General features: G+C 65.4%; 22 protein-coding genes. 14 read left to right on the forward strand and 8 right to left on the reverse strand.

Going from position 1 to position 25,859, the window contains the following annotated elements:
* Positions 1-7 precede the first annotated feature (7 nt).
* Together HY57_RS02145 and HY57_RS02150 are read left to right on the forward strand one after the other, a co-directional pair.
* Positions 8-691 carry an HAD family hydrolase gene (locus tag HY57_RS02145; protein WP_019465092.1) on the forward strand — a complete coding sequence of 228 codons (684 nt, stop codon included), beginning with the start codon at positions 8-10 and terminating at the stop codon, positions 689-691.
* 159 nt (positions 692-850) lie between these two features.
* Positions 851-1,177 (forward strand): hypothetical protein, encoded by a 327-nt coding sequence (locus HY57_RS02150; RefSeq protein ID WP_019465093.1) that lies wholly within the window; start codon positions 851-853, stop codon positions 1,175-1,177.
* A gap of 1,160 nt (positions 1,178-2,337) precedes the next feature.
* Here the strand turns inward: HY57_RS02150 and HY57_RS02155 are convergent.
* The 3 genes from HY57_RS02155 to secB form a co-directional block, all read right to left on the reverse strand.
* Entirely contained in the window at positions 2,338-5,364 is a 3,027-nt protein-coding gene (locus tag HY57_RS02155; protein ID WP_019463603.1) for a DEAD/DEAH box helicase, read from the reverse strand.
* Positions 5,365-5,509: 145 nt separating this feature from the next.
* Positions 5,510-6,541: an NAD(P)H-dependent glycerol-3-phosphate dehydrogenase gene (locus tag HY57_RS02160; protein WP_019463604.1), complete on the reverse strand. Its 1,032-nt coding sequence runs from the start codon at positions 6,539-6,541 to the stop codon at positions 5,510-5,512.
* Positions 6,542-6,561: 20 nt separating this feature from the next.
* The gene (gene secB / locus HY57_RS02165) at positions 6,562-7,053 is read right to left on the reverse strand and encodes a protein-export chaperone SecB (protein WP_019463605.1); all 492 of its coding nucleotides are present in this window, start codon (positions 7,051-7,053) and stop codon (positions 6,562-6,564) included.
* A 313-nt stretch (positions 7,054-7,366) separates the two neighbouring features.
* Between secB and rpmB the strand changes: the two genes are divergently transcribed.
* From rpmB to HY57_RS02185, 4 genes are all read left to right on the forward strand, one after another.
* Positions 7,367-7,603, forward strand: coding sequence for a 50S ribosomal protein L28 (gene rpmB, locus HY57_RS02170; RefSeq protein WP_026033649.1), 237 nt, complete (start codon positions 7,367-7,369; stop codon positions 7,601-7,603).
* Positions 7,604-7,613: 10 nt separating this feature from the next.
* Positions 7,614-7,781: a 50S ribosomal protein L33 gene (gene rpmG / locus HY57_RS02175; RefSeq protein WP_008211962.1), complete on the forward strand. Its 168-nt coding sequence runs from the start codon at positions 7,614-7,616 to the stop codon at positions 7,779-7,781.
* 164 nt (positions 7,782-7,945) lie between these two features.
* Positions 7,946-8,494, forward strand: coding sequence for a DUF4166 domain-containing protein (locus HY57_RS02180; RefSeq protein WP_019463607.1), 549 nt, complete (start codon positions 7,946-7,948; stop codon positions 8,492-8,494).
* Positions 8,484-8,897, forward strand: a complete 414-nt coding sequence (locus HY57_RS02185) for a thiol-disulfide oxidoreductase DCC family protein (RefSeq protein ID WP_019463608.1) — start codon at positions 8,484-8,486, stop codon at positions 8,895-8,897. The genes HY57_RS02180 and HY57_RS02185 overlap by 11 nt, the downstream gene beginning before the upstream one ends.
* A gap of 1,083 nt (positions 8,898-9,980) precedes the next feature.
* On the opposite strand, the gene HY57_RS02190 is transcribed toward HY57_RS02185, so the two are convergent.
* Positions 9,981-11,177, reverse strand: coding sequence for a DesA family fatty acid desaturase (locus HY57_RS02190; RefSeq protein ID WP_019463627.1), 1,197 nt, complete (start codon positions 11,175-11,177; stop codon positions 9,981-9,983).
* 174 nt (positions 11,178-11,351) lie between these two features.
* On the opposite strand from HY57_RS02190, the gene HY57_RS02195 reads away from it, so the two are divergent.
* The 6 genes from HY57_RS02195 (at position 11,352) to mutM (ending at position 17,249) form a co-directional block, all read left to right on the forward strand.
* A complete protein-coding gene (locus HY57_RS02195; RefSeq protein ID WP_026033652.1) occupies positions 11,352-12,089 on the forward strand; it encodes an ABC transporter ATP-binding protein in 738 nt (245 codons plus the stop codon).
* On the forward strand, positions 12,086-12,871 hold the full coding sequence (locus tag HY57_RS02200; protein ID WP_019463629.1) for a hypothetical protein: 786 nt from the start codon (positions 12,086-12,088) through the stop codon (positions 12,869-12,871). Before HY57_RS02195 ends, HY57_RS02200 begins: the two co-directional genes overlap by 4 nt.
* Entirely contained in the window at positions 12,871-14,226 is a 1,356-nt protein-coding gene (locus HY57_RS02205) for a GldG family protein (protein ID WP_019463630.1), read from the forward strand. Before HY57_RS02200 ends, HY57_RS02205 begins: the two co-directional genes overlap by 1 nt.
* Complete coding sequence (locus HY57_RS02210) at positions 14,223-14,729, forward strand: hypothetical protein (RefSeq protein WP_026033653.1); 507 nt, start codon at positions 14,223-14,225, stop codon at positions 14,727-14,729. Before HY57_RS02205 ends, HY57_RS02210 begins: the two co-directional genes overlap by 4 nt.
* Before the next feature lie 133 nt (positions 14,730-14,862).
* Positions 14,863-16,272 carry an NADP-dependent phosphogluconate dehydrogenase gene (gndA, locus tag HY57_RS02215; protein WP_019463632.1) on the forward strand — a complete coding sequence of 470 codons (1,410 nt, stop codon included), beginning with the start codon at positions 14,863-14,865 and terminating at the stop codon, positions 16,270-16,272.
* Between the two features lie 149 nt (positions 16,273-16,421).
* Positions 16,422-17,249, forward strand: coding sequence for a bifunctional DNA-formamidopyrimidine glycosylase/DNA-(apurinic or apyrimidinic site) lyase (gene mutM / locus HY57_RS02220; RefSeq protein ID WP_019463633.1), 828 nt, complete (start codon positions 16,422-16,424; stop codon positions 17,247-17,249).
* Between the two features lie 1,024 nt (positions 17,250-18,273).
* Here mutM and HY57_RS02225 read toward each other — a convergent pair.
* The 4 genes from HY57_RS02225 to HY57_RS02240 all read right to left on the reverse strand — a co-directional run bounded on the left by HY57_RS02225 (position 18,274) and on the right by HY57_RS02240 (position 22,023).
* Complete coding sequence (locus tag HY57_RS02225) at positions 18,274-19,032, reverse strand: hypothetical protein (protein WP_019464073.1); 759 nt, start codon at positions 19,030-19,032, stop codon at positions 18,274-18,276.
* Positions 19,033-19,059: 27 nt separating this feature from the next.
* Positions 19,060-19,692: a thymidine kinase gene (locus HY57_RS02230; RefSeq protein ID WP_019464072.1), complete on the reverse strand. Its 633-nt coding sequence runs from the start codon at positions 19,690-19,692 to the stop codon at positions 19,060-19,062.
* 56 nt (positions 19,693-19,748) lie between these two features.
* Positions 19,749-20,546 carry a sel1 repeat family protein gene (locus tag HY57_RS02235; RefSeq protein ID WP_019464071.1) on the reverse strand — a complete coding sequence of 266 codons (798 nt, stop codon included), beginning with the start codon at positions 20,544-20,546 and terminating at the stop codon, positions 19,749-19,751.
* Between the two features lie 136 nt (positions 20,547-20,682).
* Positions 20,683-22,023: an NAD(P)/FAD-dependent oxidoreductase gene (locus HY57_RS02240; RefSeq protein WP_019464070.1), complete on the reverse strand. Its 1,341-nt coding sequence runs from the start codon at positions 22,021-22,023 to the stop codon at positions 20,683-20,685.
* Between the two features lie 130 nt (positions 22,024-22,153).
* Between HY57_RS02240 and HY57_RS02245 the strand changes: the two genes are divergently transcribed.
* Positions 22,154-24,136: a UvrD-helicase domain-containing protein gene (locus HY57_RS02245; protein ID WP_019464069.1), complete on the forward strand. Its 1,983-nt coding sequence runs from the start codon at positions 22,154-22,156 to the stop codon at positions 24,134-24,136.
* Between the two features lie 81 nt (positions 24,137-24,217).
* The gene (locus HY57_RS02250) at positions 24,218-25,807 is read left to right on the forward strand and encodes a tetratricopeptide repeat-containing sulfotransferase family protein (protein ID WP_019464068.1); all 1,590 of its coding nucleotides are present in this window, start codon (positions 24,218-24,220) and stop codon (positions 25,805-25,807) included.
* Positions 25,808-25,859: the final 52 nt, after the last annotated feature.

Raw genomic sequence — 25,859 nt, forward strand, 5'->3', positions numbered from 1 at the left:
GTCCGCCATGCCCCGCGCCGATACTGCCTTCCTGTTCGATCTCGACGGCACGCTCGTCGACAGCGTCTACCAGCATGTGCTGGCCTGGAAGGAAGCGCTCGACCGCGAGGGTGTGGAGCTTTCGGTGTGGCGCATCCATCGCAAGATCGGCATGAGCGGCGGCCTGTTCACCAACATTCTGTTGCGCGAAACCGGCCTGGAGATCACCGAAGAACGCCTTGCCCGTTTGCGCACCTGGCACGCAGAGGCTTACAACCGGCAGGCCACGCAAGGTTCGGTCCGTCCGCTTCCGGGCGCACGCGAACTGCTGGCGTTCCTCACTGATGCCGACATCCCGTGGGCCATCGCCACCAGCGGCCGCATGCAAACCGCTGCGCACAACCTTGAAGCACTCGGCGTCGATCCATCGAAGGTGCCCGTGGTGACGCGCGACCAGGTGCGTCACGCCAAGCCCGATCCGGATCTTTTCATCACGGCGGCGCAGCGATTGGGCGTGGATATTCACTACAGCCTCGTGATCGGCGACAGCATCTGGGACATGCTCGCCGCGCAACGCGCGCGTGCGCTGGGCATTGGCCTGCTTTCCGGTGGCTATGGCCAGGAAGAGCTCGAAGACGCGGGCGCGTTCCGCGTTTACGAGGATCCCGCTGACCTGCTCAAGCACATCGACGAAGTCGTGGCGCGCAGCTGAAGCGCAGGAAGTGAGTCAAGAAGCGTGCAGAGGGAAAGTGTGACATCGCTTCCTCACGCCGCTTAACTCACTTCTCATGTTTGTCGTCAGGTGCGATTCATCGCTACACCGACGGTAACGGGTAGTCTCAAAGACCGATCAGGAACAGTGGAGGCCGCCATGCGCCGTTTCCTCGCCATGCTTCCTCTTGCGCTGCTCGTCGCGTGCTCGCCCACTTCGCCACCGCCGGAGCAGAAGCCGCCACAACCCAAGGCCAGCGCGCAGAGCACGCCCGACAACGCCGAACTCGGCTCTCCGCAGTGGTACGCGTGGGTGGACGAGCGCCTGCACATCAGCGATGAGGGGCACGGCCCGGATCAGGGCTCGCCAGAATGGAACAGCGCGGTGCAGCGCAAGCTGGGCCAGGAAGCTCCGCAATCGCAACCGGGGTCGCCGCAGTGGCAGCAGGCGGTGGATGCGTTGTTGCGGACAAGGCCGGCGATGTAGTGCGGTGACGCTGTGGGTTTGGGGATCGTTTCCCAGGGCTTCATGCGGGCGGCCTTTTCCGCGCGGGTCGGACAAGCTCGAGGCGGGTAGAACGTCCGTGAGGCGATCTACGCGATCTACGCAATCTAGCTTCTCGGCTTCATAAATGCCGTCATCCCGGCGCAGGCCGGGATCCAGTAGCGGTAGTGGTCGGTCGTCGCCTCGTGCGTTACCGCGATCTGGCCGCTTACGCAGCGGGCGTTTCGACCTTCTGCCGAAGGCCGAGTCACTTTTCTTTTGCTGGCCCAAAAGAAAAGTAACCCAAAGAAAATGGCCTTGAGAGCCAGAGCTGGCAGCATTCTGTGGGGATAAGCCCGAACGCCTGAGGGAAGTCGTTGCTTGGCCACCTCCGCCTCTACACAGCAGGTACTTCCAAGCGCTTCGCAACGCGCCCTGGCGATGAGGACTTAAAGCGGAGCCTCGCTGCGCTTCGGCGTCGACGGAACCCGCACGGTCGCCCGCTTTTCTCTTTTCTGTGGGAGCGCACCCTGTGCGCGACAACCTAACGGAGCGGTGACCACGAGACGCCGCGGTCGCGCACAGGGTGCGCTCCCACAAGGGACTCGCCTCTTTGGATGCTTCGCCAACGGCTCCGGTTCTTGCTTCGGCTTTTGGCTTTAGCTTTAGCTTTAGCTTTAGCTTTGGCTTTGGCTTTAGCTTTGGCTTTGGCTTTTGACCTACCGGGTCCCCGTATGAGGCAGCGGGCGGGTGGAGATCAGGCCCCGCAGGGGTGCCTGGCATGGATGCCAGGCACTTTTCGTCGGGGCAGGATGCCCCGTCGAAAAGCCCGGAACCCGCCCGCGCACCTGGAGGGCCATAGGCCCGGAAGGCGCGTCATCCGGGGGGCCCTTTCTTTGGGTTACTTTTCTTTGGGCAAGCAAAGAAAAGTGACCCGCCCTCCGGCAGGAGGGCGGAAGCCCGCCGCAGGCGAGCCAGGTCGCCGTATCGCTAAAACCAAACACCGAGGCTCTGGATGACCAGCCTTCGGCTGTTGTGAAGCGCTTCCAGCCTGCGACGCGAAGCTAGTCCCTGTGGGGCGCCGGGATGACGGTTTCTATGAAACGGTGAGGCTAGATTGTCCCCTTCCCCCTATCCTCCAAGGGCATGAGGAATAACCGACATCAACCCGGCGCCAACAACGCGTCCAGATCCGCCTGATCGAAGCTGAGCTTCTCACGCGTACCGCCACCTTCCAGCACCGCCTCGGCAAGCTCCGCCTTGCGCGCCTTCAACTCCTCGATGCGCTCTTCCACCGTGCCCCCCGTGATCAGGCGGAACACGAACACCGGCTTGTCCTGTCCAATGCGATGCGCGCGGTCGGATGCCTGCGCTTCTGCTGCCGGATTCCACCACGGGTCGTAATGGATCACCGTGTCGGCTGCGGTCAGGTTGAGGCCTACGCCGCCTGCCTTCAGCGACAGCAGGAACAGTGGCACTTCGCCCTCCTGGAACTGGCGCACGGGTTCAGCGCGATCGCGCGTTTCGCCAGTGAGGGTGACGTAAGGAATGCGCTGGCGATCGAGCTCGTGCGAAATCAGCTTGAGCATTTCGGTGAACTGCGAGAACAGCAGCACCTTGCGGCCCTCGGCGAGCAGGGCGGGCAGCATGTCCATCAGCAGTTCGAACTTGGCCGAATCGCGCACGCCGCGCGCTGCTTCCAGCTTCACCAGGCGTGGATCGCAGCACACCTGGCGCAACTTGAGCAGCGCATCGAGCACGACAATGCCGCTGTGCGCGATGCCGCGCTGCGCGATGACCTCGCGCAGTTCCTCCGCCAGCGACAGGCGCAGGCTTTCGTAAAGTTCGCGCTGGCGGCCTTCGAGCACCACGCGGCGGGTGATCTCGGTCTTGGGCGGCAATTCGCTCGCCACCTGCGACTTCGTGCGCCGCAGGATGAAGGGCGCGAGGCGGCGGTTGAGGCGATCCTGGCAATCGGTGTCGCGATGGCGTTCGATCGGCACGCGGTAGTGGCGGCGGAATGCCCCTTCGTCGCCGAGCAGGCCGGGTACCGCGAGGTCGACCTGCGACCACAGCTCGCCCAGATGGTTTTCCAGCGGCGTGCCGGTGAGGCAGATGCAACGCGGTGCGCGCAGGCTGAGCACGGCGCGGCGCGCCTGCGTGCGCGGGTTCTTCACCTGCTGCGCTTCGTCCAGCACGATCAGCGAGAACGGTTGCTTGCGCAGCTGCACCACATCGCGCGGCAGCAGCGCATAGCTGGTGAGTACGACGTCGGTCGTGCCGAGTTGCGAGAAGTCGCCGCCACGCTGGGGACCGTGCAACGCGAGCACGCGCAATGCGGGCGCGAAACGCGCGACTTCCGCCAGCCAGTTCGGAATGAGGCTGGTGGGCACGACAACGAGCGCGGGCTGGTCGAGCGCGCCGCGCTCTTTCAATGCCAGCAGGTGCGTGATCAGCTGCAGCGTCTTGCCCAGGCCCATATCGTCGGCGAGCACGCCGCCCACGCCCGCCTCGGCAAGCGCGTTGAGCCAGCGCAGGCCTTCGCGCTGATACGGGCGCAGCTCGACGGTAAGACCTTCCGGCACGGCGTCGCTGGCGCGCTCGGCAGCGTCGCGCAGGCGCGCGGTGAAACCGCGCAGTGCGTCGGGTGCTTCCAGTTCGCTGCCGCTGGGCAGGGCTTCGACCAGTTCTTCCAGCCGGCCCGCCTGCACACGCGGCAGATGCAACGTCTTGCGCGGACGCTCCAGGTACTCGGCCAGCGGCGCCAGCAGGCCGCGCAGTTCCTTCAGGCGCACGGGCACGCGGCGGCGTTCGTCGACCGGCGCGTACCACACGGCGTCTTCCGGCTCGTTGGGCACCGGGCTCAGGTTCAACTGGTGATCGGCCAGCGCCTGTGCCACGGCGGGCAACAGGTTGTGGCGTTTGCCTTCCAGCTCGATGCCGATTTCCAGGTCGAAGGCGTGGTCGTCGGTGTCTTCCACCGCGTTGCCGTACCAGCGCACCGGGCCTTCCAGCACTTCGAACGGGAAGCTGGGCGCGTAGTCGAGCAGGAAGCCTTCGGCCTCCAGCTTGGGTCGCAGTGCGAGCCAGCGCGCGGGTGTGTTCACTTCCAGCGCGCCGGCGTAACCCTTGCCGGGAAACAGCCAGGCGTCGTCGGGCAAGGTGTCGGCGAGATCCCAGGGCAGGCCTTCGGTATCCACGCCCGGCGTGAGGCCGGCGCGCTCCAGCTGCTCCATGGCGGAAAGCTCTTCGGCGCGGCGGCGCTGGATTTCGACCAGATGTCCGTTGCGCACGCGGCGCACCAGCGGTTCGCCACCACGCCCCGGCAAGCGTTCGCCCGCGTAGTCGAACGCAAGGCGCGCATAGGCCAGTGGCGGCGTGCCGGCGGCGAGGCGGGCATGCCGCGTCAGCGCGTGCAGCGTGAGCACGGGCTTGGGCGCGAGTTCGGCGCGGCGCATCTCGCCCAGCACCTGCGGCAGCGGCAGGCGATGCGAGAGACGGCTGTTCGGCAGCGCGTCACGCAGGGTCTGGCTGTATTCGTGCTTCAGCGGCGGTAGATCCAGCCATGCTGTTTCTTCCAGCGGCGCGTCGAGGTGACCCAGCTCCGCGCGCTCGGCGTCGAGATACCAGAGGGCGTCGATGCGCAGCACGCGATGGTTGGTCGGCAGGCAGGGCAACAGGCGCTGGCTACCGTCGTGCTCGAGATGCCACTGCCAGTTGAGCTGGTGGCCCTTGCCGCGCGACAGGCGCAGGCCAGCCAGGCCGCCCAGGAAGCAGGGAGTGGTATCGAGGATTTCCGCCAGCAGGGCGTCGCCAACGTGGCCCGAGAGGCGCGCATAGCTGCGGCTCTTGCGCAGCGTCTGCGGCAGGCCAAGCACGGTGGCGGCCAACCGCTGCTCGTGCGGCTCCAACGGCTGTTGCGACAGGTGTTTGCTGTCCAGCGGCGAGGGCCGTACGAAGCGCCCCTGCTCGGCCACGGCCAGCAGCACGGGCGCGACGTCCACATGCGCGTAGGGCACGCCCTCCTCAGGCACCACGTCGAGGAAGAAGCCCAGCACCATCGGTTCCGCGGGTGCCGTGGGCGCCGGTGATGCCAGCAACTTGCGCCAAGCGCCGGGCAGCGGCTCGCTGACGCCTTCGTCGCGTTGCTGGGTCAGACGGTCGTGTCGTTTATCGTCCGGTGACTGCATGCGTTCGGTCCGCCAGGGCGACCAAAAGATTCAGCTTAGCAAGGCTCTTGCATGTGTGCGCGTCTCAGCTCCGGTTTTTTCAAACCGGAGCTGATCGTTTTGTGCGAGGTGCTGAACGTGAACGGGCGATGCGGCGCCGCAGGCGTCATGCGGCGGGCGAAAACAGACCCTTGGGGTATTCCGGCTTCTGCTCGCGGCTCATCAGCCGCTTGAGCCCTTCGGCGGGAGTGACCTCGCCGTGGAGCACGGCGCGCACGCCGCTGCTGATGGGCAGGTCCAGGCCATGCTTGGTGGCCAGTCGCGCCACTTCGTCGGCGGTGAGCACGCTTTCCACCACCTGGCCGATCTCGCGTACGGCCTCGTCGATGGCCTTACCGCGACCCAGCGCCAGGCCAAGACGGCGGTTGCGGGACAGGTCACCGGTACAGGTAAGCACCAGGTCGCCCAGACCGGCGAGGCCCATCAGGGTTTCCGGGCGCGCGCCCAGCGCCACGCCGAGGCGGAGCATCTCGTTCATGCCACGGGTGATCAGGCCGGCGCGGGCGTTCAGGCCCAGATCCATGCCATCGGCCACGCCGGTGGCCACCGCCAGCACGTTCTTCATGGCACCACCCAGTTCCGCACCCAGCACGTCGCTGCCGGAATAGGCACGGAAGTTCGGCGCATGCAGCACCAGGGCCATGTCATGCGCAAAGGCGTCGTCGTCCGAATGCACGGTGACGGCGCTGGGCATGCCCGAGGCCACTTCCTTGGCAAACGACGGGCCGGTCACCACCGCCGCCGCACGGCCCGGGAAGCGCTCGGCCACCAGTTCATGCAGGAAGCGGCCGGTGCCCGGCTCGAAGCCCTTGGTCGCCCAGGCAATACGGGCACCGGGCTCCAGGTACGGCTGGATCTCCTCCAGGATGGAGGCGAACGCGTGGCTCGGCACCACGATCAGCACCACCTGGGCGCCGCGCAGGGCGGCGGCCAGGTCGGGCTGGTAGACCAGTTCGGCCGGCAGTTCGATGTCGGGCAGGTAACGCTGGTTGCGATGGGTCTGTTCCATCGCCTTCAGCGCGGCCGCATCGCGCCCCCAGAGCCGGGTCGGCACCTGGTTGCGGGCGGCCAGGGCCGCCAGGGCGGTGCCCCACGAGCCGGCACCGAGTACGGCCAGGGTAGGCGGACGCTCAACCATGAGCTTGGTCGCCCGCTGGATCAGCTATTGAGCGTCGGAGCGGCGCTGCCGCCGAGGATGCGACGCTGCTGCTCGGCGTAGAGCGCATCGAAGTTGATCGGCTGCAGCAGGAACGGCGGGAAGCCACCCTCCAGCACCAGCGAGGACAGCATCTGGCGGGCATACGGGAACAGCAGGTTCGGGCAGTAGCTGTTCAGGATGCCGGCCTGGTCCTCTTCCGAGAAACCGGCGATGCCGAACACGCCGGCCTGATGCACTTCGGCCAGGTACGCGGTGCGCTCGCCCAGCGAGCAGGTCAAGGTGAGGCTCAGCACCACTTCGAACAGGTCGTTGCCCATGTCGGTGGACTTCTGGCCCAGGTTCAGCTGGACCTGCGGCTGCTGGTCGGTCTCACCCACGTCCTGGAAGATCTGCGGGGCGTTGGGCGCCTCGTAGGACACGTCCTTGATGTAGATCTTCTGCAGCACCAGCTGCGGCTGGCCGGCCTGGCCGTTGGCGGAGACGTCTGCCATGGGGGTATTCCTCTTAAGTGTTCGGTGCGTGAAAACGCAAAGGACTTGATTGTTCCATACATCCCCGCGCCCTGCCATGCGCCCAGGCTCTCAAAGTGGGCAAATATTGCGCACCGTACTGTTTTCATGGGAGAATCGCCGGCTCGACCATGCCGACCCGGGCTTCCGGGCACGTCCGCAACGCGATGCGGCCCTTACGGCAGACGCGAAACGCTCCATCTCCAGCATCGCGTGGCGCTTGCGCCGCTGGGCCGATGCCGCCCTGGCTAACGGGTGGCAAACGCGCCCCAGGGCGCCTACACAGGAGGTCATCATGGCCCGTATTTGCCAAGTCACCGGAAAGGGTGTGCGGACTGGTAACAACGTCTCGCACGCTAACAACAAAACCCGTCGCCGCTGGTTGCCGAACCTGCATGAGCGCCGCTTCTGGGTCCCGAGCGAGAACCGCTGGGTGAAGCTGCGCGTTTCCAACCATGCCCTGCGCACGATCGACAAGAACGGCATCGAAGCCGTGCTCGCCGACCTGCGTGCCCGCGGCGAAAAGATCTGAGGATTGAGCCATGGCTAACAGCAAGCAAGACAAGATCCGCCTGATCTCTTCGGCCGGCACCGGCCACTTCTACACCACGCAGAAGAACAAGAAGAACACCCCGGAAAAGTTCGAGTTCAAGAAGTACGATCCGGTGGTTCGCAAGCACGTGATCTACAAGGAAGGCAAGATCAAGTGAGGCATGGTCCAAGCGCGTAGCGCTTGGGGAACCATGGCTCACCCCGGCGAACCCCACAAAAGGGGGCAAGGGCCGGGGTCCAGTGCCTTACGAAAAACCCGCCGCAAGGCGGGTTTTTTGTTGCCCGCTTGCCGGTGACAGCCCGGTCTCGGAAGATCGCGGCCATGGCATCGCCAACCGCCCTGTTCCCCACCTTGCTGGATGCCAGCGACTGGCCACGGCTGCACCCCGCCGTGCGGCGCATGCACGCCGACGGCCATGTGATCGAGGCAAGCGGCCAGGCCGACGTGGATGGCGCACGACATGCCCTCGCTCGCTGGCTACGGCACCTGCTGACCCTGCCTGAGCCGGGCACAGGGCAAGCCATCGCGCTCACCATCGAACGCCACCCCACCCATGAGCGGTGGACGCGTCGCTTCGCACGGGGGCGCATGCAATCTACGCTACGGCAAGGCAACGATCTCCGCCTGCACGAAAAGCTCGGGCCGGCGACATTGCATTTCTCCTTGCGGCGCGAAGGCGATGCCATCGACTGGCAGTTGAAGCGTGTCAGCGTGCTCGGCTTCCCGTTGCCGCGTGCGCTCTTCGGCACGGTGTTGTCGCGCAGCGGTGCCCATGACGGGCGCTACGCGTTCGACATCGACGTCCAAGTTCCGCTGCTTGGCCAGTTGATCGCTTATCGCGGCTGGCTGGAGATCGACCATGTCGGCTGAGCTTGACCATCCCGTCATCGTCTTCGACGGTGTCTGCGTGCTGTGCAGCCGCTGGGTGGATTTCATCCTTCGGCATGACCGCGCGGGGCGATTCCGGTTGGCGTCCATGCAGGGAGTGCACGGACGTTCGCTCTTGGTGGCACATGGCCTGTCACCGGATGATCCGGTGTCGTTCCTGCTGGTGGACCAAGGCAAGGGCTATAGCGATACGGATGCGATCGCACGCGTGCTGGGCCAGTTGGGCGGACGTTGGCGTTTGGCTGGCCGCGTGCTGCGCGCGATACCGCGACCACTGCGCGACCGGGTGTATCGGTGGGTGGCACGGCATCGGTATCGGTTGTTTGGACGGCGGGAGCAGTGTCGGGTGCCGGAGGCGGCGCAGGCGTGGCGGTTTATGGATTGATGGGTGGAGGTTGGCGCGTTGAGCGCCAGGGTTTTGCTCACGCGCCCCCTCAGGGAGACGGTTGAGGTGAGGGGTCAACCTTGCCTCATGACTTCATAAGAGCCGTCATCCCGGCGTAGGCCGGGATCCAGTTTCTGTCGTGGTCGGTCGTCGCCTCGTGCGATCCCGCGATCGGGCCGCTTACGCAGCGGGCGTTTCGACCTTCTGCCGAAGGCCGAGTCACTTTTCTTTTGCTGGCCCAAAAGAAAAGTAACCCAAAGAAAATGGCCTGAAGAGCCAGGGCTGGCAGCATTCTGTGGGGACAAGCCCGAACGGTTGAGACAGGTCGCTACTCGGCTACCTCCGCCTCTACACAACGGGTACTTCCAAGCGCTTCGCAACGCGTCATCGCGATGAGGACTTAAAGCAGCGCCTCGCTTCGGCCCCGATGGACCCGCACGCCCGCCCGCTTTTCTGTGGGAGCGCACCCTGTGCGCGACTGCGGCACATCACGATTCCCGCTCTGTCAGGTTGTCGCGCACAGGGTGCGCTCCCACAGACAAGCCGGCACGACTGAGTTCCATCGCGACATTCGACGCGATGTGCAGCGAAGCAGCACGAGCCGCCTGCTTTGGCTTTGGCTTTGGCTTTGGCTTTGGCTTTGGCTCCTGATCTCTCGGGTCCCCGGATGACGCGCCTTCCGGGGACCCTTCTCTTTGGTTACTTTCTGATGCGAAGCTAGTCCCTGTGGGACTTGGGCAAGCAAGAGAAAGTGACCCGCCCTCCGGCAGGAGGGCGGAAGCCCGCGGCAGGCGAGCCAGGTCGCGGGACGCTAGAACCAGACACCGAGGCTCTGGATGACCAGCCTTCGGCTGTTGTGAAGCGCTTCCGGCCTTCGACGCGAAGCTAGTCCCTGTGGGGCGCCGGGATGACGGCTGAAGAACGAAGCGATGAGGCTAGATTGCCCCTTCGTTCCAACCTTCTTCCCAACGGGAGAACAAGTCAGGGCTGCGGTATCGCCCAGCGGCTTGCCACTCACCCTAGTAAGCCCACAAAAAAAGCCCGCCTTGCGGCGGGCTTTTTCATGCAACTAATAGCAGCCAATCAAGCCGCGTTCGCCACCGAATAACTCTTCAGGCGACCCGCGAACTCCTGCAGCGCACGAATACCGCTCTGCTCCGCCTCGGCGATCCACTGCTGCAGACCCTTCAGCGCCTGATCTGCGCCACGCTGCTCCATCAGGGCAGCCAGGCGGTTGCGGAAATCGCACACCGTGCTCAGGGTCGGGCGCTTGGCCAGCACGGCCTGCATGCGGTCACGGCCTTCGTTATCCAGCCAGCGGCCACCATCGGCCAGTGCGCGACGCATGCGGCGTGGCACGGACTTGATGTTCTCGCCGGCATGCTGCGCTTCGTCGCGCAAGGTCGGCATGATCACGTTGCGGTAGTAGTCGGTCATCGCGGCGAAGCGATGGGTGAGCACGCCCTTGAGCGTCTCGGCGTCCGGCAGGTGCACGTTCGGGCGAACGTCCAGCGTCGGCGCCACGCGCAACACCTTGGCCAGGCCGACTGCACGCAGGGCGCAGATGGCGGCCCAACCAATGTCGAACTCCCACTTGCGCAGGGCGAACTTGGCCGAGCTCGGGAAGGCGTGGTGGTTGTTGTGCAGCTCTTCGCCGCCGATCCAGAAACCCCACGGAATGAGGTTGGTCGCGGTGTCGGCACTTTCAAAGTTGCGGTAGCCCCACCAGTGGCCGATGCCGTTGACGAAGCCGGCGGCCCAGAACGGGATCCAGATCATCTGCAGCGCCCACAGCGCGGCGCCGATGACGCCGAACAGGGCAAGGTTGATAATGAGCATCAGCGCCGGGCCCCAGTACGGATGGCCGGCGTAGAGCTTGCGCTCGATCCAATCGTCCGGCGTGCCGCGGCCGTACTTCTCCAGGTCTTCCTTCACTTCGCTGGCGTCGCGGTACAGCGACACGCCGTCCCAGAAGACCTTCTTGATGCCGTAGATCTGCGGGCTGTGCGGATCTTCCTCGGTCTCGACCTTGGCGTGGTGCTTGCGGTGCACGGCCACCCACTCCTTGGTGACCATGCCCGTGGTGAGCCAGCCCCAGAAACGGAAGAAGTGCGAGATGGACCAGTGCAGGTCCACGCCACGATGGGTCTGACAGCGGTGCAGATACAGCGTCACCGTGAAGATGGTGAGCTGCGTCATGACCAGCATGTAGATCACGATGGCGCCCCAACTGGCGTGCGTCAGGCCGTTGGAGAGGAAGTTGAGTACTGCATCGAGCATGGGAAACACCCAGGTGTATGAAATTTCAGTCTAATCCAGGGGTTTCCGTACCCGCCAGCATGGACTCGCACAATATTGTCGCATCCCTTTGAGGTCACGACGTTAATGTGCTGTACCGCCCAAGGGCGCCCTTCCCCCGTTGTGTGAAGGTGGGGCCGCCGTGACAATCATGCAATGACCGCGCCTACCGCCGTATTGCAACTGGATCACATCACCCGACATCGGGCGGGACGACCCGCCGTGGCCGATCTCAGCCTGACGCTGGACGCGGGACAGGTACTGGGTTTGCTGGGGGTCAACGGGGCGGGCAAGAGCACCACGCTAGCCATGATTGCCGGTGCCTTGGTACCCGATGGCGGTGCCATCAAGCTGAACGGCAAGGACTTTCTGGAACAGCCGGAACTGGCGCGGCGCGGCGTTGGCTGGCTGCCGGAACGTGCCCCGCTGTGGCCGGAACTGACCGTACGGGAACATCTGGACGCCCACGGTCTCCTGCGCGGCCTGGGCGGCGCGGTACTGGCGAAGGCGCGCCAGCGCATCGTCGAGCGCCTGGAACTTGGCGCGTTGTCGCGTCGGCTGGCCGGCGTGCTGTCGCAGGGCCAGCGCCAACGGCTGGGCCTGGCCTGCGCGCTGCTGCACGCGCCCTCGCTGCTGGTGCTGGACGAGCCGGCCAATGCGCTCGACCCGGTGCAGGTCGCCGCGCTGCGTACGGTGATCCGCGAACAGGCCGCCGCCGGCACCGCGATCATCCTTTCCACGCACCTGCTGGCCGAGGTCACCGCCGCCTGTGATCGCGTGGCGATCCTGCACGAAGGGCAGCTGCGCTACGACGGCGCCATCACCGATAGCGACCACAAGATGCTCGAACAGACCTTTTTCGATATCGCCATGCGCGGGGCACAGGCCGCATGAGCGTGCTCGCCGTGACGCGGCTGGAGCTGCGCCGTTTGTTCGTCCGTCCGCTCGCCTGGGTGCTCGCCGCGCTGACGCTGGCCCAGCTGGCCTGGCGCTTCACCCTGTTGCTTGGCGGTTTCCTGGCCGGGCAGATCAAGCTCGCCGCCCTGCCCGGCGGCCCGGGCTACACCGATCTGGTCGGCGTGCCGATGCTCAGCAGCATCCTCACCGGCGGCATCCTGCCGTTCGGCATGGTGGAACTGGCGCTGGTGATCGTGCCGCTGCTCACCATGTCCTCGCTTGCGGGTGAGCGCAGCAACGGCACGCTGCCTTTGTGGTTCGCCGCCGGCCTGCCCGCGTCGCGCATCGTGCTTGGCAAGTATCTCGCGCTGATGCTGTGGCTGGTGTTGTGGCTCGCACTCGCGCTCGCCATGCCGTTGAGCCTTGCGCACGGTGTCACGCTGGATTGGGGCAAGCTGGCCGCCGCCTCGCTGGGCACGCTGCTGACCCTGGCCGCGCTGGCCGCCATCGGCGTGGCGAGTTCCGCCTATGCGTCGCATGCCTCCATCGCGGCGACCATTGCGCTCACGATGGGCCTCGCGCTGGCCGGCGTGAATATCGCCGTGCAAAAGGCCGGCGCCACCAGCGGCGTGTTCAACTGGCTGGCCTTGAGCAGCCATCTCGAAGACATGATGCGCGGACTGGTTTCGGTGTCTGACGTCGCCTGGTTCCTGCTGGTGATCGTGGTGGCGCTCGCCCTCGCCTCGCAGCGACTCGCCGCCGAAAAGGAGCGTGGCTGATGGCTCGCCTGTTCCGTCATGTGAATGGATGGCTGTTCGCGCTGGCCTTGCTGCTCGCCGCGGGTGCCATCGGCTACCTCACGGCGCGCCACGATCACGTCAGCGACTGGACCTTCGGCGGGCGCGCCAGCCTGTCGGCGGAGAGCCGCGCCGTGCTGGCGTCGCTGCACGGCCCGGTGGAGATCGTCAGCTACGCCAACCCGCAAAGCGACCTGCGCCACACCGTGGCCGGTTTCATCGAGCGCTACGAGCGCGTGAAGCCGGACCTCACGCTGCGCTTCATCGATCCGCAGCAGGATCCGGCGGCGATGCGCGAGCTGGGCATTACCGTGGATGGTGCGCTGATCCTGCATTATCAGGGCCGCGAGCAACGCCTGGATGAACTGTCCGAGCGCAGCCTCACCAATGCGCTGGAACGCCTCGCGCGCGGTGGCGAGCGCATCGTGGCCTTCGTGTCCGGCGACGGCGAGCGCCGCCCCGACGAAAAAGGCAATGCGGATCTGGGCATGTTCATGTCGCAGATGGAAACGCGCGGCATGCGTGCGGTACCGCTGAACTTCGCGCAGGTGACGGCGGTGCCCCAGCACACCGACCTCGTGGTGCTCGCCAGCCCCGAACTTGCCCTGCCCGACGGCGCGGTGAAGGCGCTGAGCGATTACGTGTCCAACGGCGGCAACCTGTTGTGGCTCAGCGAACCGACCAATGACGATCTGCACCTGCAGCCGCTGGCCGACGCGCTGGGCATCCGCATCCTGCCGGGCGTGCTGGTGGATGGCCAGGGCGCCGCGCTGGGCCTGAAGGATCCGCGCATGCTCGCGCTGGGCGATTACCCGCAGCATGCGATCACGCGCGGCTTCCAGCTCACCACGTTGTTCCCCCAGGTATCGGCGTTGGCCATGGCCGCGCGCACGGACTGGAAGGTGACGCCTTTCCTGCGCTCCAGCGCGCAGAGCTGGACCGAATTCAAGCCGATCGACAACGCGCAGAGCTCTACCATTGCCTACGACGCCAGCGCGGGCGAGCTGAAAGGCCCGCTGGATTTCGGCTTTGCGCTGAGCCGCCTGTCGCCCAGCCCGGACAAGGCCGAGCAGCGCGTGGTGGTGATCGGCGACGGCGATTTCCTCTCCAACAGCTTCCTGGGCAACGGCGGCAACCGCGCGCTGGGCGAGCGCATCTTCGACTGGCTGCTCGGCGACGACGCGCTGGTGAACCTGCCGCCGCGCGGCGCCCCCGATCGCGTGTTGCAGATTACCCAGGCGCAGTTGAGCACGGTGACGCTGGGCTTCCTGATCGTGTTGCCACTGCTGTTGCTGGTGATCGGCGGCTTCATCGTGTGGCGTCGACGCCGCGCATGAGGCGCGCCACGAAACAGCGCCTGTGGCTCGCCGGTGGCGTGGTCATCCTCGCGGCCGTCGCTGGCTGGCAATGGCAACAGGATCGCGCGCAGGCGCCGGGCACGTTGTTGAAGCTCGACCCGTCCGCGGTCAACGACATCGCACTCGCCGTCGGCCACCACCCTGCCGAACACTTTGCCAGGCGCGACGGCCATTGGTGGCGCACGGACGGCACGCCCGCACGGGCGGATGACGGCCGGCTCGACGAGCTGGCCCAGACAGCCGCCGCCGCCGTGCTGAGCTGGCGACCGGCCAACGACTTCGACCCGGCCAGGATCGGGCTGGCCTCGCCGTTGGCCGTCATGACACTCAACGGCCAACGCCTGGAGTTTGGCGAAACCTCGGTCACTGGCCCGCAACGCTATGTGCGGGTGGGTGATCGCGTGGCGCTGATCTCCGTGCGCTACACGCCGCGCGTGGCTGTCTCCGAAAGCCGCGCCCTGAAGACCGGCAAGGACCAGTGACCCGCATGGGATCTGCTGACACCAGATTCCATCCGCTCCGCCGCTTCTTCACCCCATTCTTCGGACGGAGGCGTACCTTGCAGCGTCTCCCTGACTCCCCATATGGGATTCATACCTCGACAGGAGCGACCACATGAGCAAGCAGGCGATCGGCGTAGTGGGCATGGCAGTGATGGGCAGCAACCTCGCCCTGAACATCGAGAGCCGCGGCCACGCCGTGTCCATCTACAACCGGCACCGGGATCGCACGGACGAAGTCGTCGCGCAGAATCCCGGCAAGCGCCTGGTGCCCACGTACACGCTGGAGGAATTCGTCGACTCGCTGGAGAAGCCGCGCAGGATCCTGCTGATGGTGAAAGCCGGCGAGCCCACCGACGCCACGCTGGCGCAGCTCAAGCCGCTGCTGGACAAGGGCGACATCGTCATCGACGGCGGCAACACCTTCTTCAAGGACACCATGCGCCGCGAAAGCGAGATGAGTGCGGCGGGGCTGCATTTCATCGGTACCGGCGTATCCGGCGGCGAGGAAGGTGCACTGCACGGCCCGTCGATCATGCCGGGTGGCCCGCGCGAGGCGTATGACCTGGTGGCCCCCATCCTCACCGAAATCGCCGCACGCGCCCCCGACGGCGAGCCCTGCGTGGCCTACATGGGCCCCAACGGCGCCGGCCATTACGTGAAGATGGTGCACAACGGCATCGAGTACGGCGACATGCAGCTGATCGCCGAGAGCTACGCCGTGCTGCACAACGTGCTCGGCCTGTCCAACGAAGAGCTGGCCGAAGTCTATGCGGACTGGAACAAAGGCGAGCTCGACAGCTACCTCATCAGCATCACCGCCGATATCTTCACCAAGAAGGACAAGGACACCGGCAAAGCGATGGTCGACATCATCCTCGACCGCGCCGCGCAGAAAGGCACCGGCAAGTGGACCAGCCAGAGCGCGCTGGACCTTGGCGTGCCGCTGCCGCTAATCACCGAGTCGGTGTTCGCCCGGCTGCTTTCCGCACTGAAGGACGAACGCGTTGCCGCGAGCAAAGTCCTGAAGGGTCCCGCGCCGCACAAGTTCGAAGGCGACCGCAAGGCCTTCATCGAAGCCGTGCGCCGCGCGCTCTACCTGAGCAAGATCGTGTCGTACGCGCAGGGCTTCGCCCAATTGCGCGCCGCATCGGACGAATACCAGTGGAACCTGCCGTACGGCACCATCGCCCGCATCTTCCGCGCCGGCTGCATCATTCGCGCGCGCTTCCTGCAGAAGATCACCGATGCGTATGAACGCGACCCGCAGGTGAAGAACCTGCTGCTCGACCCGTACTTCCGCGATATCGCCGACGAGTACCAGGGCGCGTTGCGCGACGTGGTGGCCGCCGCGGTGAAGGCTGGCGTTGCCGTGCCGTGCTTCTCCTCCGCCATCGCCTATTACGACGGCTACCGCTCCGAGCAGCTGCCGGCGAACCTGTTGCAGGCGCAACGTGATTACTTTGGTGCGCATACGTTTGAGCGCGTGGACAAGCCGGGTAGTTTCCATAACGACTGGAGCTGAGGCATTCGTCGCGTCAGCTGTCCATTCAGGCGCGTGATGCAATCCGGTCGCACGCGAGCGCGCTCCTACCTGGCGTAGCAACACGGTAGGAGCGCACTTGTGCGCGACCCCAACGCCCACGCTCTCCATGCATTCCAGCGAGACCCGCAGTGCCCGAACTCCCCGAAGTCGAAACCACCCGCCGCGGCATCGCACCGCACCTGATCGGGCGGCGCGTGACCGCGGTGACCTTGCGCCGCCCCGACCTGCGCTGGCCGATCCCCCCGGAGATCAGCACGCTGCTGCCGGGACAGCGCATCGTGGACGTCGAGCGTCGCGCGAAGTACCTGCTGCTGCATACACAGGTGGGTAGCGCGCTGTTGCACCTGGGCATGACCGGCGTGCTGCGCGTGCTTCCGCCGGATGCACTGGTAGGCAAGCACGATCATGTGGATATCGCACTGGAGCCCACGGCCACCGAAGGCCCGCGCGTTCTGCGCTTCACCGATGCACGCCGCTTCGGCTGCCTGCTGTGGCAACCCGCTGGCCAAACGCACGAACTGCTTGCCGGCCTTGGGCCCGAACCGCTGACCGATGATTTCGACGGTGACCTGTTGTGGCACCTGTCGCGCGGGCGCACGGCAGCGGTCAAGTTGTTTCTGATGGACAACGCCATTGTCGTTGGCGTCGGCAACATCTACGCAAGCGAAGCGCTGTTTGCGGCAGGTATCGATCCACGCAAACCGGCAGGGTCCATTTCACGGGTGCGTTATGCACGACTGGCCGCCGAGGTGAAGCGGATTCTGGCGTGGGCCATCGAGTGTGGCGGCACGACGCTGCGTGATTTCATCAATCCGGATGGTGCGCCGGGGTATTTCTTCCGCGAGTTGCAGGTGTATGGGCGCGAGGGGGAGGCGTGTCGGGTGTGTGGCACACCGATCAGGCAGGTGGTGTTGGGGCAGCGGTCGACGTTCTGGTGTCCGAGGTGTCAGAAGTAGTGGGGGGTGTTGGTTACTTCCTCTGCCCCTTCGAGGCACGCGGGGAGTAGCCATTAACCTCTGCAGCCTTGAGGAGTGGGAAGGGGGCTGGGGTGAGGGTTCGGTTTCCTCCTTCTTGCCTCACCTTTCCTACCCGTCATCCCGGCGCAGGCCGGGATCCAGTTTCGGCCACGTTGGGTCTTCGCCTCGGGCCTTCCTGCGACCTGGCCGCTTACGCAGCGGGCGTTTCGACCTTCTGCCGAAGGCCGAGTCACTTTTCTTTTGCTGGCCCAAAAGAAAAGTAACCCAAAGAAAATGGCCTAAAGAGCCAGAGCTGGCAGCATGTCGACGGGATAAGCCCGAGCGGTCGAGGAAGGTTGCTGCATGGCAACCTCCGCCTCTACACAGCGGATACCTCCAAGCGCTTCGCAACGCGCCATGGCGATGAGGACTTAAAGCGGCGCCTCGCTTCGGTGCCGATGAGACTCGCACGGTCGCCCGCTTTTCTCTTTTCTGTGGGAGCGCACCCTGTGCGCGACAACCTAACGGAGCAGTGACTACAAGGCGCCCCAGTCGCGCACAGGGTGCGCTCCCACAGGGGACTCGCCTCTTTGGATGCTTCGCCAACGGCTCGGCTTCTTGCTTCGGCTTTTAGCTTTTAGCTTTGGCTTTTGGCTTTAGGCTTTTGACCTACCGGATCCCCGTATGACGCGGCGGGCGGGTGGAGATCAGGCCCCGTCGAAAAGCCCGGAACCCGCCCGCGAACCTTCCGGGCCAATGGCCCGGAAGGCGCGTCATCCGGGGGGCCCTTCTCTTTGGTTACTTTCTGACGCGCAGCTAATCCCTGTGGGACTTGGGCAAGTAAGAGAAAGTGACCCGGACTGCGGCAGCAGTTCGGAACCCCGCGGCAGGCGAGCCAGATCGCCTCTTCGCGACAACCGAGCGCAAAGTCACTGGATCCCAGCCTTCGCTGGGATGACGGTGTCTTTGAAACGGTGAGGCTAAGTTGGCCCCTCCCGCCAGGGAGAGGAACGAGACCTATCCCTTACTCCGGCCAGCGAAACTCAACAAACGTATTATTGAAATCCGGATCCTCCACGCCGCCACCCAGCGTGGCGACAAAGGTCATTCCATCCGCCTCCAACTCCTGCCCCTCCTCGAACCGCGCACCCAGCGCCTCCAGTTCCACCAGCCGCTCGCACAACACGCCCGCCCGATCACTATCGGCCTCAGGCACATGACGAATGCTGATGTCCGGACGACCAAACTTGCGCATGCCGCGCGTGTGGATCCAGTAGTGCCCGCTCTTCTCCTCCGCATCGCGAAGGATCAGCAGGTGGTTGCGGATGGGGGCGCCGTCGCGCACCACAAACTGGCGGCGCCAGGTATCGGCGTCGTAGAGGTTGAGCGTCTGCGGATCGAGGATGGCCACGCCACCCACATCCAGCAGCGCGGCAAGCACGCCCAGCGTGTCGCGCATGTAGCCGGTGTCGGCGCTGTCGGGAAGGCGGCCGCGGATCACCAGCACCTCGGGTGCATCGAGCGCCTGCCGGTAGGCCTCCGGTGCGTCGTCCTTGAACATGCGGCCGACGCTGCCCTTGAGGGGATAACCTTCCCACTGGCGCAGCTGCAAGTGGTTGTGGCTGGTCAGCTCCACGCCTTCGGGCAAACCTTCGCTGCCGTAATCCAGCGACGGTGCGCGGCCCGACTGGAATTTGCCGAACACGAAGAACTGCAAGAGGATTTCTTCGTTGTTCGACTGCCAGTGCGGGCGCTGCCAGGCGGGAAAGGGAATCTTGGTCATACCGTTCCTTAGGTCAATGCGAGCGGCTCAATGCCCCTCGCCCAGCGGCAGCACCGGCTGCTGCAGTTCAATCCTGCCGTGTCCTTCCGTAATGTTCTTGAACTCGGCACGGCTCACCGAGACATAGCGGTCGTTGCCGCCGATCTCAACCTGGGGGCCTTCGGTGACGGCGCGGCCCTGTTCATCCACGCGCACCACCATGGTGGCCTTGCGGCCGGTGTGGCAGATGGTCTTGATTTCCTCGAGGTTGTCCGCCCATGCCAGCAGGTATCGGCTGCCCTCGAACAGTTCGCCGCGGAAGTCGGTGCGCAGGCCAAAGGCCAGCACCGGGATGTTGAGCTTGTCCACCACATCGCTGAGCTGCCAGACCTGGGCCTTGGTGAGGAATTGCGCCTCGTCCACGAACACGCAATGCAGCGGGCCGCGCACGGCGACGTCCGCCTGCACCAGGGCCAGCAGGTCTTCTTCCCCGCCGAAGCGGCGCGCGTGGGCCTTCAGGCCGATGCGCGAGGCCACCACGCCATCGCCATAGCGGTTGTCCAGCGCCGGCGTCAGGATGAGCGTGCGCATGCCGCGTTCGTGGTAGTTGTACGCACTCTGCAGCAGCGTGGTGGTCTTGCCGGCATTCATTGCCGAGTAATAGAAGTACAGCTTGGCCATGAAATGTCCCGGTAACGAGCGCACATAGTACTGCGCCCATCGCCCGCATCCGACCGCTATTTGACGGGTTGTGGCGCGGAAGGCGCTGCCTTCTGGAGATCACCCACCGTCACGCTGGGCATGGCGTCGACCCGCACCTGCCACTGCAGATCCTTGAGCTGGGCGTATTCGTCGGCTTTCCAGATCGCGTCGCTGTAGTAGTCGGACAGGCTGGCCGTGGATGGCCCCTCCTGGTCGTAGCCTTCGTCCTTGCTCGCCGCCTTCACGATGCCGTTGCCGACGAAGCCGAGGCGGCTCCCGGTCACGTTCATCCTCGCGTGATCCAGCTTTTGGCGCAGGCGGCGCATGGTGAGCGTGTCGTCGTATTCGGCCAGGATCTCCCGGCCGACACGCAGCGCCTGGGCGCGCTCGTCTTCGTTGAGCTGGCTCCAGTAGTACTCCCGCGAGGTCACCAGCTTGGCGTAGCCCCGGCTGGCGGCGAGATCCATCCATGCATAGGCGCGGGGCCGGTCCATCGCCGTGCCATCGCCATTCCAGTACATGGTCGCCAGCGCCGCCTGGGAGGGCTTGTCCGCATAGCCTGCCGCGTAGAGGAACAGTTTCAGCGCCTTCGGCTTGCTCCCGCTGCCGTAGGCGTTCATGGCGAGCTGCCGGTAGTAGAGATCCGGATGCTCCTTGAGCACACCGGGGATGGCGACCATGTCTTCCAGCGAGCGCAATGCCCTGGCTTGCGCGGCATCCATCGCCGGTGTGGCCGGCGTTGCCTGGGCAAAAACGGGGCGGCTGGTTGCCGCCGCCAGCGCCAGCAAGGCGCCTGCCGCGACGCGTGCGCTGAAAATCAAGCATCGTGTCATTCCACTCTCCTGTGAGGCAGACACCATCTAGGCTTCGACCGAAGTCCTTTGGCCGACATCCCTGGCCCGGGGCCCAAGCTTACCCTTCTTCACGATTCAGGCGAGGTGAACGCCCGCCAGCCACGCCCTGCGGCCTTTATCCCTGATCCAACGGTGTCGTGCCCCCAGCAAAACGCGAGCGTGCCTGATCCAGCCGATGATGCCGGTCGGCGCTCCAGCGACGCCAGTTCAGCGCGGCCATCGCGCCATACACGCACTGGAACGCCATGATGCGCAAGCGGACCTTGAACGAGTCGAACACGTCGCCCGCCAGCATGGAAATCACGCCCTGCTCGATCTGGAAAATGTTGCGCGGCGAGCGGAACAGCTTGCGGATAACGGGCCCGTTGAAGCGATAGATGAAGAACGCGAAGCGCTTCATGCCGCGCCGCATGCGGCGTTCCAGCTGCCGCTGCAGTGAGGCCTCGCGGGCGGGGTCGCGCAGTGCGCCGTCGACCACGTCCACGGCAAGATCGGCGCTGGTCATGGCCAGGTACACGCCGGAGGAAAACACCGGATCGAGGAAGGCGAATGCATCGCCCACGAGAATCCAGCCCCGACCCGCCATCTGCGTGGAGTCGTAGGAGTAATTGCCTGTGACACGCACCTCGTCGCCAATCAGCTCGGCCTGTTCAAGGCGCTTCCACAACGCCTCGTTCTGGCGCAGTGTGTTCTGCAGAAATGCCTTCGTGCATCCCTTGCGTTGCTTGAGGTAATCGGGCCAGCACACGGCACCCACGCTCATCACGCCTTCGGGCAAGGGAATCATCCACATCCAGCCGTGATCGAAGCGATACATGCTGATGTTGCCGGCGTGCTCGCCGGGGCGGAACTGCGCGCCACGGAAGTGACCGAAGATGGCCGCGCTCTGATGCTCGGGGTTCTTTCGCTTGAGCTTCTTCTTGCCGGAAAGAAAGGCATCGCGGCCTGATGCATCGACGATGTAGCGTGCACGTATGGCGTAGCAGTCGCCGTCGTCGGTGGCAACCCGCACCCGCCAGTCGTGCGCACCGAGTTCTTCCACGCCAAGCACTTCGTGGCCTTCGCGCGCATCCGCCCCGTTCTCGGCCGCGTGCCGGTAGAGCATGCAGTCGAAGTCCTGTCGCCACACCTGGTAGGCATGCGGCGGGCTGTCGCCGAGTGCGCGCGCGAAATCGAAGGTGTTGTAGCCGCGCGCGTTGTCGGCCTCGAAGTCAGCGGCGGCCTTGAACACGCCCAGGGCATGGACCTTGTCCAGCACGCCCAGGCGCTCGAAGATCGGCAGGTTCATCGGCAACAGCGATTCGCCGATGTGGAAGCGCGGGTGGCGATCCTTCTCCAGCGCGATCACGCGATAACCGCGCCGCGCCAGCAGCGTGGCGGCCGTGCTGCCGGCGGGGCCGCCGCCGATGACGACCACGTCGCACGGCTGTTCGATGTTGTTTTCGCCAACCGCCATGCCGTCTCCCTTGCCTCTGCGACCGCAGCCCCCATCGCTGCCCGATTATGACCGCCGGCGAACCCGCCGCAACCGGGTGCCGGGCTGTTACGATTCAGCCCTGCCTCGCGCCAACTCTTCGCACCATCCCATGCTGAACCCCCAACAATTGGCCGCCGTCGAACACTGCGACGGCCCCCTCCTCGTGCTGGCGGGCGCCGGCTCGGGCAAGACGTCGGTGATCACGCAGAAGATCGCCTATCTGATCGCCCGCAAGAAGCTCGCCCCCTCTCGTATCGCCGCCATCACTTTCACCAACAAGGCGGCGAAGGAAATGCGCGAGCGCGTGGCCAAGCTGATCAGCAGCGAAGACGCCGCCGCGCTGACGGTGTGTACCTTCCATGCGCTGGGCCTGAAGTTCCTGCAGATGGAGCACGCGCGCGCCGGTTTGCGCAAGGGCTTCTCGGTGCTGGACGCGGACGACAGCGAAGGCATCATCAAGGAACTGGCCCCCAAGGGCATCAAGCCCGACGTGCTGTTCGGCATCCGCAACCTGGTGAGCCGCGCCAAGAACGCCGGCCTGTCGCCGGAAGAGGCGCTGGCCGCCGCGCGCAGCCCGCGCGAACTCGATGCCGCGACCATCTACCAGATGTACCAGCAGCGCCTGAACGCGTTCAACGCGGTGGATTTCGACGACCTGATCCGCCTGCCGCTGCGCATTCTGGAAACCGATGAGGAATGCCGCACGATCTGGCGTGAGCGCCTGCGCTACCTGCTGGTGGACGAGTACCAGGACACCAACGACGCGCAGTACCGCCTGCTCAAGGCACTGGCCGGCGAGCGCGGCAGCTTCACCTGCGTGGGCGACGACGACCAGTCGATCTACGCCTGGCGCGGCGCCAATCCGGAAAACATCGACCAGCTCGGCAAGGACTGGCCGAGCCTGCGCGTGATCAAGCTGGAGCAGAACTACCGCTGCGGCAGGCGCATCCTGCGCGCGGCCAATACGCTGATCGCCAACAACCCGCATCTTCATGAAAAGAAGCTGTGGAGCGAGCACCCGGAGGGTGCGCAGATCCGCGTGCTGGAGTGCAAGGAGAACGAGCACGAAGCCGAACGCGTGGCCGCCGTCGCCTCCACCCTGGCAGAGAAGCACAAGGCGCGCTGGCACGACATCGCCATCCTGTATCGCGGCAACTTCCAGGCCCGTCCGCTGGAAAAGGCGTTGCGCCTGGCGCGCGTGCCTTACCACCTCTCCGGCGCGCTGAGCTTCCTCGACCGCGCGGAAGTGAAGGATCTGCTCTGCTATTTCCGCCTGCTTACCAATCCCAGCGACGACGCCGCCTTCCTGCGCGTGGTCAACGTGCCCAAGCGTGAGATCGGCGCCACCACGCTGGAGAAACTTGGCGAAATCGCCCAGACGCGCCACGCGCCGCTGCTGGAAGCCGCACGCAGCGACGCCGTGTTGCGCCAGCTGTCGCCACGCCCGGCCTCGGCGCTGGCCTCGTTTACGCAGTTGATGGATGAGCTGCGCAGCGCCTCGATCCACCAGAGCGCGGCGGACCTGGTGGAGACCGTGCTCGAACGCACCGGCTATGCGGCCCACGTGGCCGCCAGCACCACCGATGCCACGCTGCGCGATCGCCGCTTGGGCAACCTGCGCGAACTGGCTGACTGGTTCCGTGCCATGCAGCGCAACGACAACACCACCGGCGACCTCGCCGCGCAGCTCGCCTTGCTCACGCACGCGGATCGCGACGAACCGGGCAACGCGGTGCGCATGATGACCTTGCACGCCGCCAAGGGCCTGGAGTTCCGCTTCGTCTTCATCGTGGGTTGCGAGGAAGGTACGTTGCCGCACGATGGCGCCATCGACGAGGGCCGCATCGACGAGGAGCGCCGCCTGATGTACGTGGGCATCACCCGCGCCAAGGAGATGCTTACCCTCTCGTGGTCGGCCAAGACCAAGCGCTACGGCGAAGTGCACAGCAACCAGCCCAGCCGCTTCCTGCACGAGCTGCCGCAGGATGACCTGCACTGGCAGGGCAAGGATCCGGAGGCGGACAAGGAAGTGGTGCGGGAAACGGCGCAATCGCACATGGCGAAGATTGCCGCGATGCTGGCGGGGAACTGAGGCGTCCGCCAGCCGCCACCCCGGGTGCGCGGCACCGCCCCAAGTCCCTGTCCGTCCCATAGAATCGGTGGACACCCACCGATGCGGACCATCATGGCCGAGCCTGCCCATCTCTACGCCCAGCTGGTCGATGCCTTCAATCGACGCCAGTGGCTGCAGGCTCGTGCCATCGCGGGGCGGCTGCTGCCGATGGCGCCCAATGACCCGGGCGTGTCCTACATCACCGGCGTGACCTTCATGGAGCTGCAGGAGATGCCGCTGGCGCTCGGCTTCCTGCACAAGGCCACGGACCTGGAGCCCACGCGCGCGGACTACGCGACGCAATTTGCCAAGGCGCTGACCATGGTGCGGCGCACGCGCGATGCATTGCATGCCGCGGACAAGGCGCTGGCGCTGCGCCCCACCGACGCCTTTACGCTGGACACGCTGGGCGTGGTCTACACCCAGGGGCACGCGCACGAACGCGCGGCCACGGCGTTCCGGGGCGCGGTGGAACTGATGCCCGGGCAGGCGTCCTACCGCTTCAACCTGGCCACCGCGCTGGTGGCCATGGGCGACATCGCCAACGCGGAGCAGGAGCTGGAAGCCGCCATCGGCATCGACCCCACCTTCTGGAGCTCGCACCTCACGCTTGCCCAGTTGCGACGGCAGACGCCCGACCACAACCACATCGCGCGCCTGCAGGCGCTGGCGGCGTCCCATCCGCAGGATGAGCAGGCGCAGACCTTCGTGAACATGGCGCTGGCCAAGGAGCACGAGGATCTGGGCGAATACCCCGCGGCCTTCGACCGGCTGGTGCGCGGAAAATCCTCCGGCAAGGACAAGCGCGGCTATTCAAGCCGCCATGACGAGGCGCTGTTCGACGCCATCACCCGCCAGTTTCCCGCTGCGCCGCACGCCATGGCGGGCGACCCGACCCAGGAGCCCATCTTCGTCATCGGCATGCCGCGCTCGGGCACCACGCTGGTGGAGCGCATCATTTCCAGCCATCCGGGCGTCTTCTCCGCGGGAGAGCTGCAGAACTTCGGCGTCGTGCTCAAGCGCCTGAGCGGAAGCACGACTTTCCCCATGCTCGACGTGGACACCGTCGAGCGTAGCCGCGACATCGACTGGACGAAGCTTGGCGCGGACTACCTCGCCAGCACGCGTCCGGCGACGGGACAACAGCCTCGCTTCATCGACAAGCTACCGCACAATTTCCTGTACGCGGGCTTCATCGCACAGGCACTGCCCAATGCGCGCATCGTCTGCCTGCGCAGGGACCCGGTGGACACCTGCCTCAGCAATTTCCGCCAGCTTTTTTCGCAGCTCTCGCCACTGTACGGATATTCATTCGACCTGCTCGACACCGGTCGCTACTTTGTCCTGTTCGATCGCCTGATGGCCCATTGGCGCACCGTGTTTCCGGGACGGATCCTGGAGATCGAGTACGAGGCACTGGTGGACGCGCAGGAAGAGCACTCGCGTCGCCTGATCGACTTCTGCGGCCTGCCCTGGGACGACCGCTGCCTGCAGTTCGAGAAGAACGACGCGCCGGTGAACACCGCCAGCGCCGTGCAGGTGCGTGCGCCCATCTATCGCACCGCCGTCAGGCGCTGGAAGAAGTATGAAGCCCAGCTCGCGCCATTGCTGCAATTGCTGGAGGAAGCCGGCATCGCATTCGAGCGCTGAGGCGCAACAGGGCAAAAGAAAACGGCCCCGCTCTCGCGGGGCCGTTCTGTTT

Source organism: Dyella japonica A8 (assembly GCF_000725385.1).
Lineage (GTDB): Bacteria > Pseudomonadota > Gammaproteobacteria > Xanthomonadales > Rhodanobacteraceae > Dyella > Dyella japonica_C.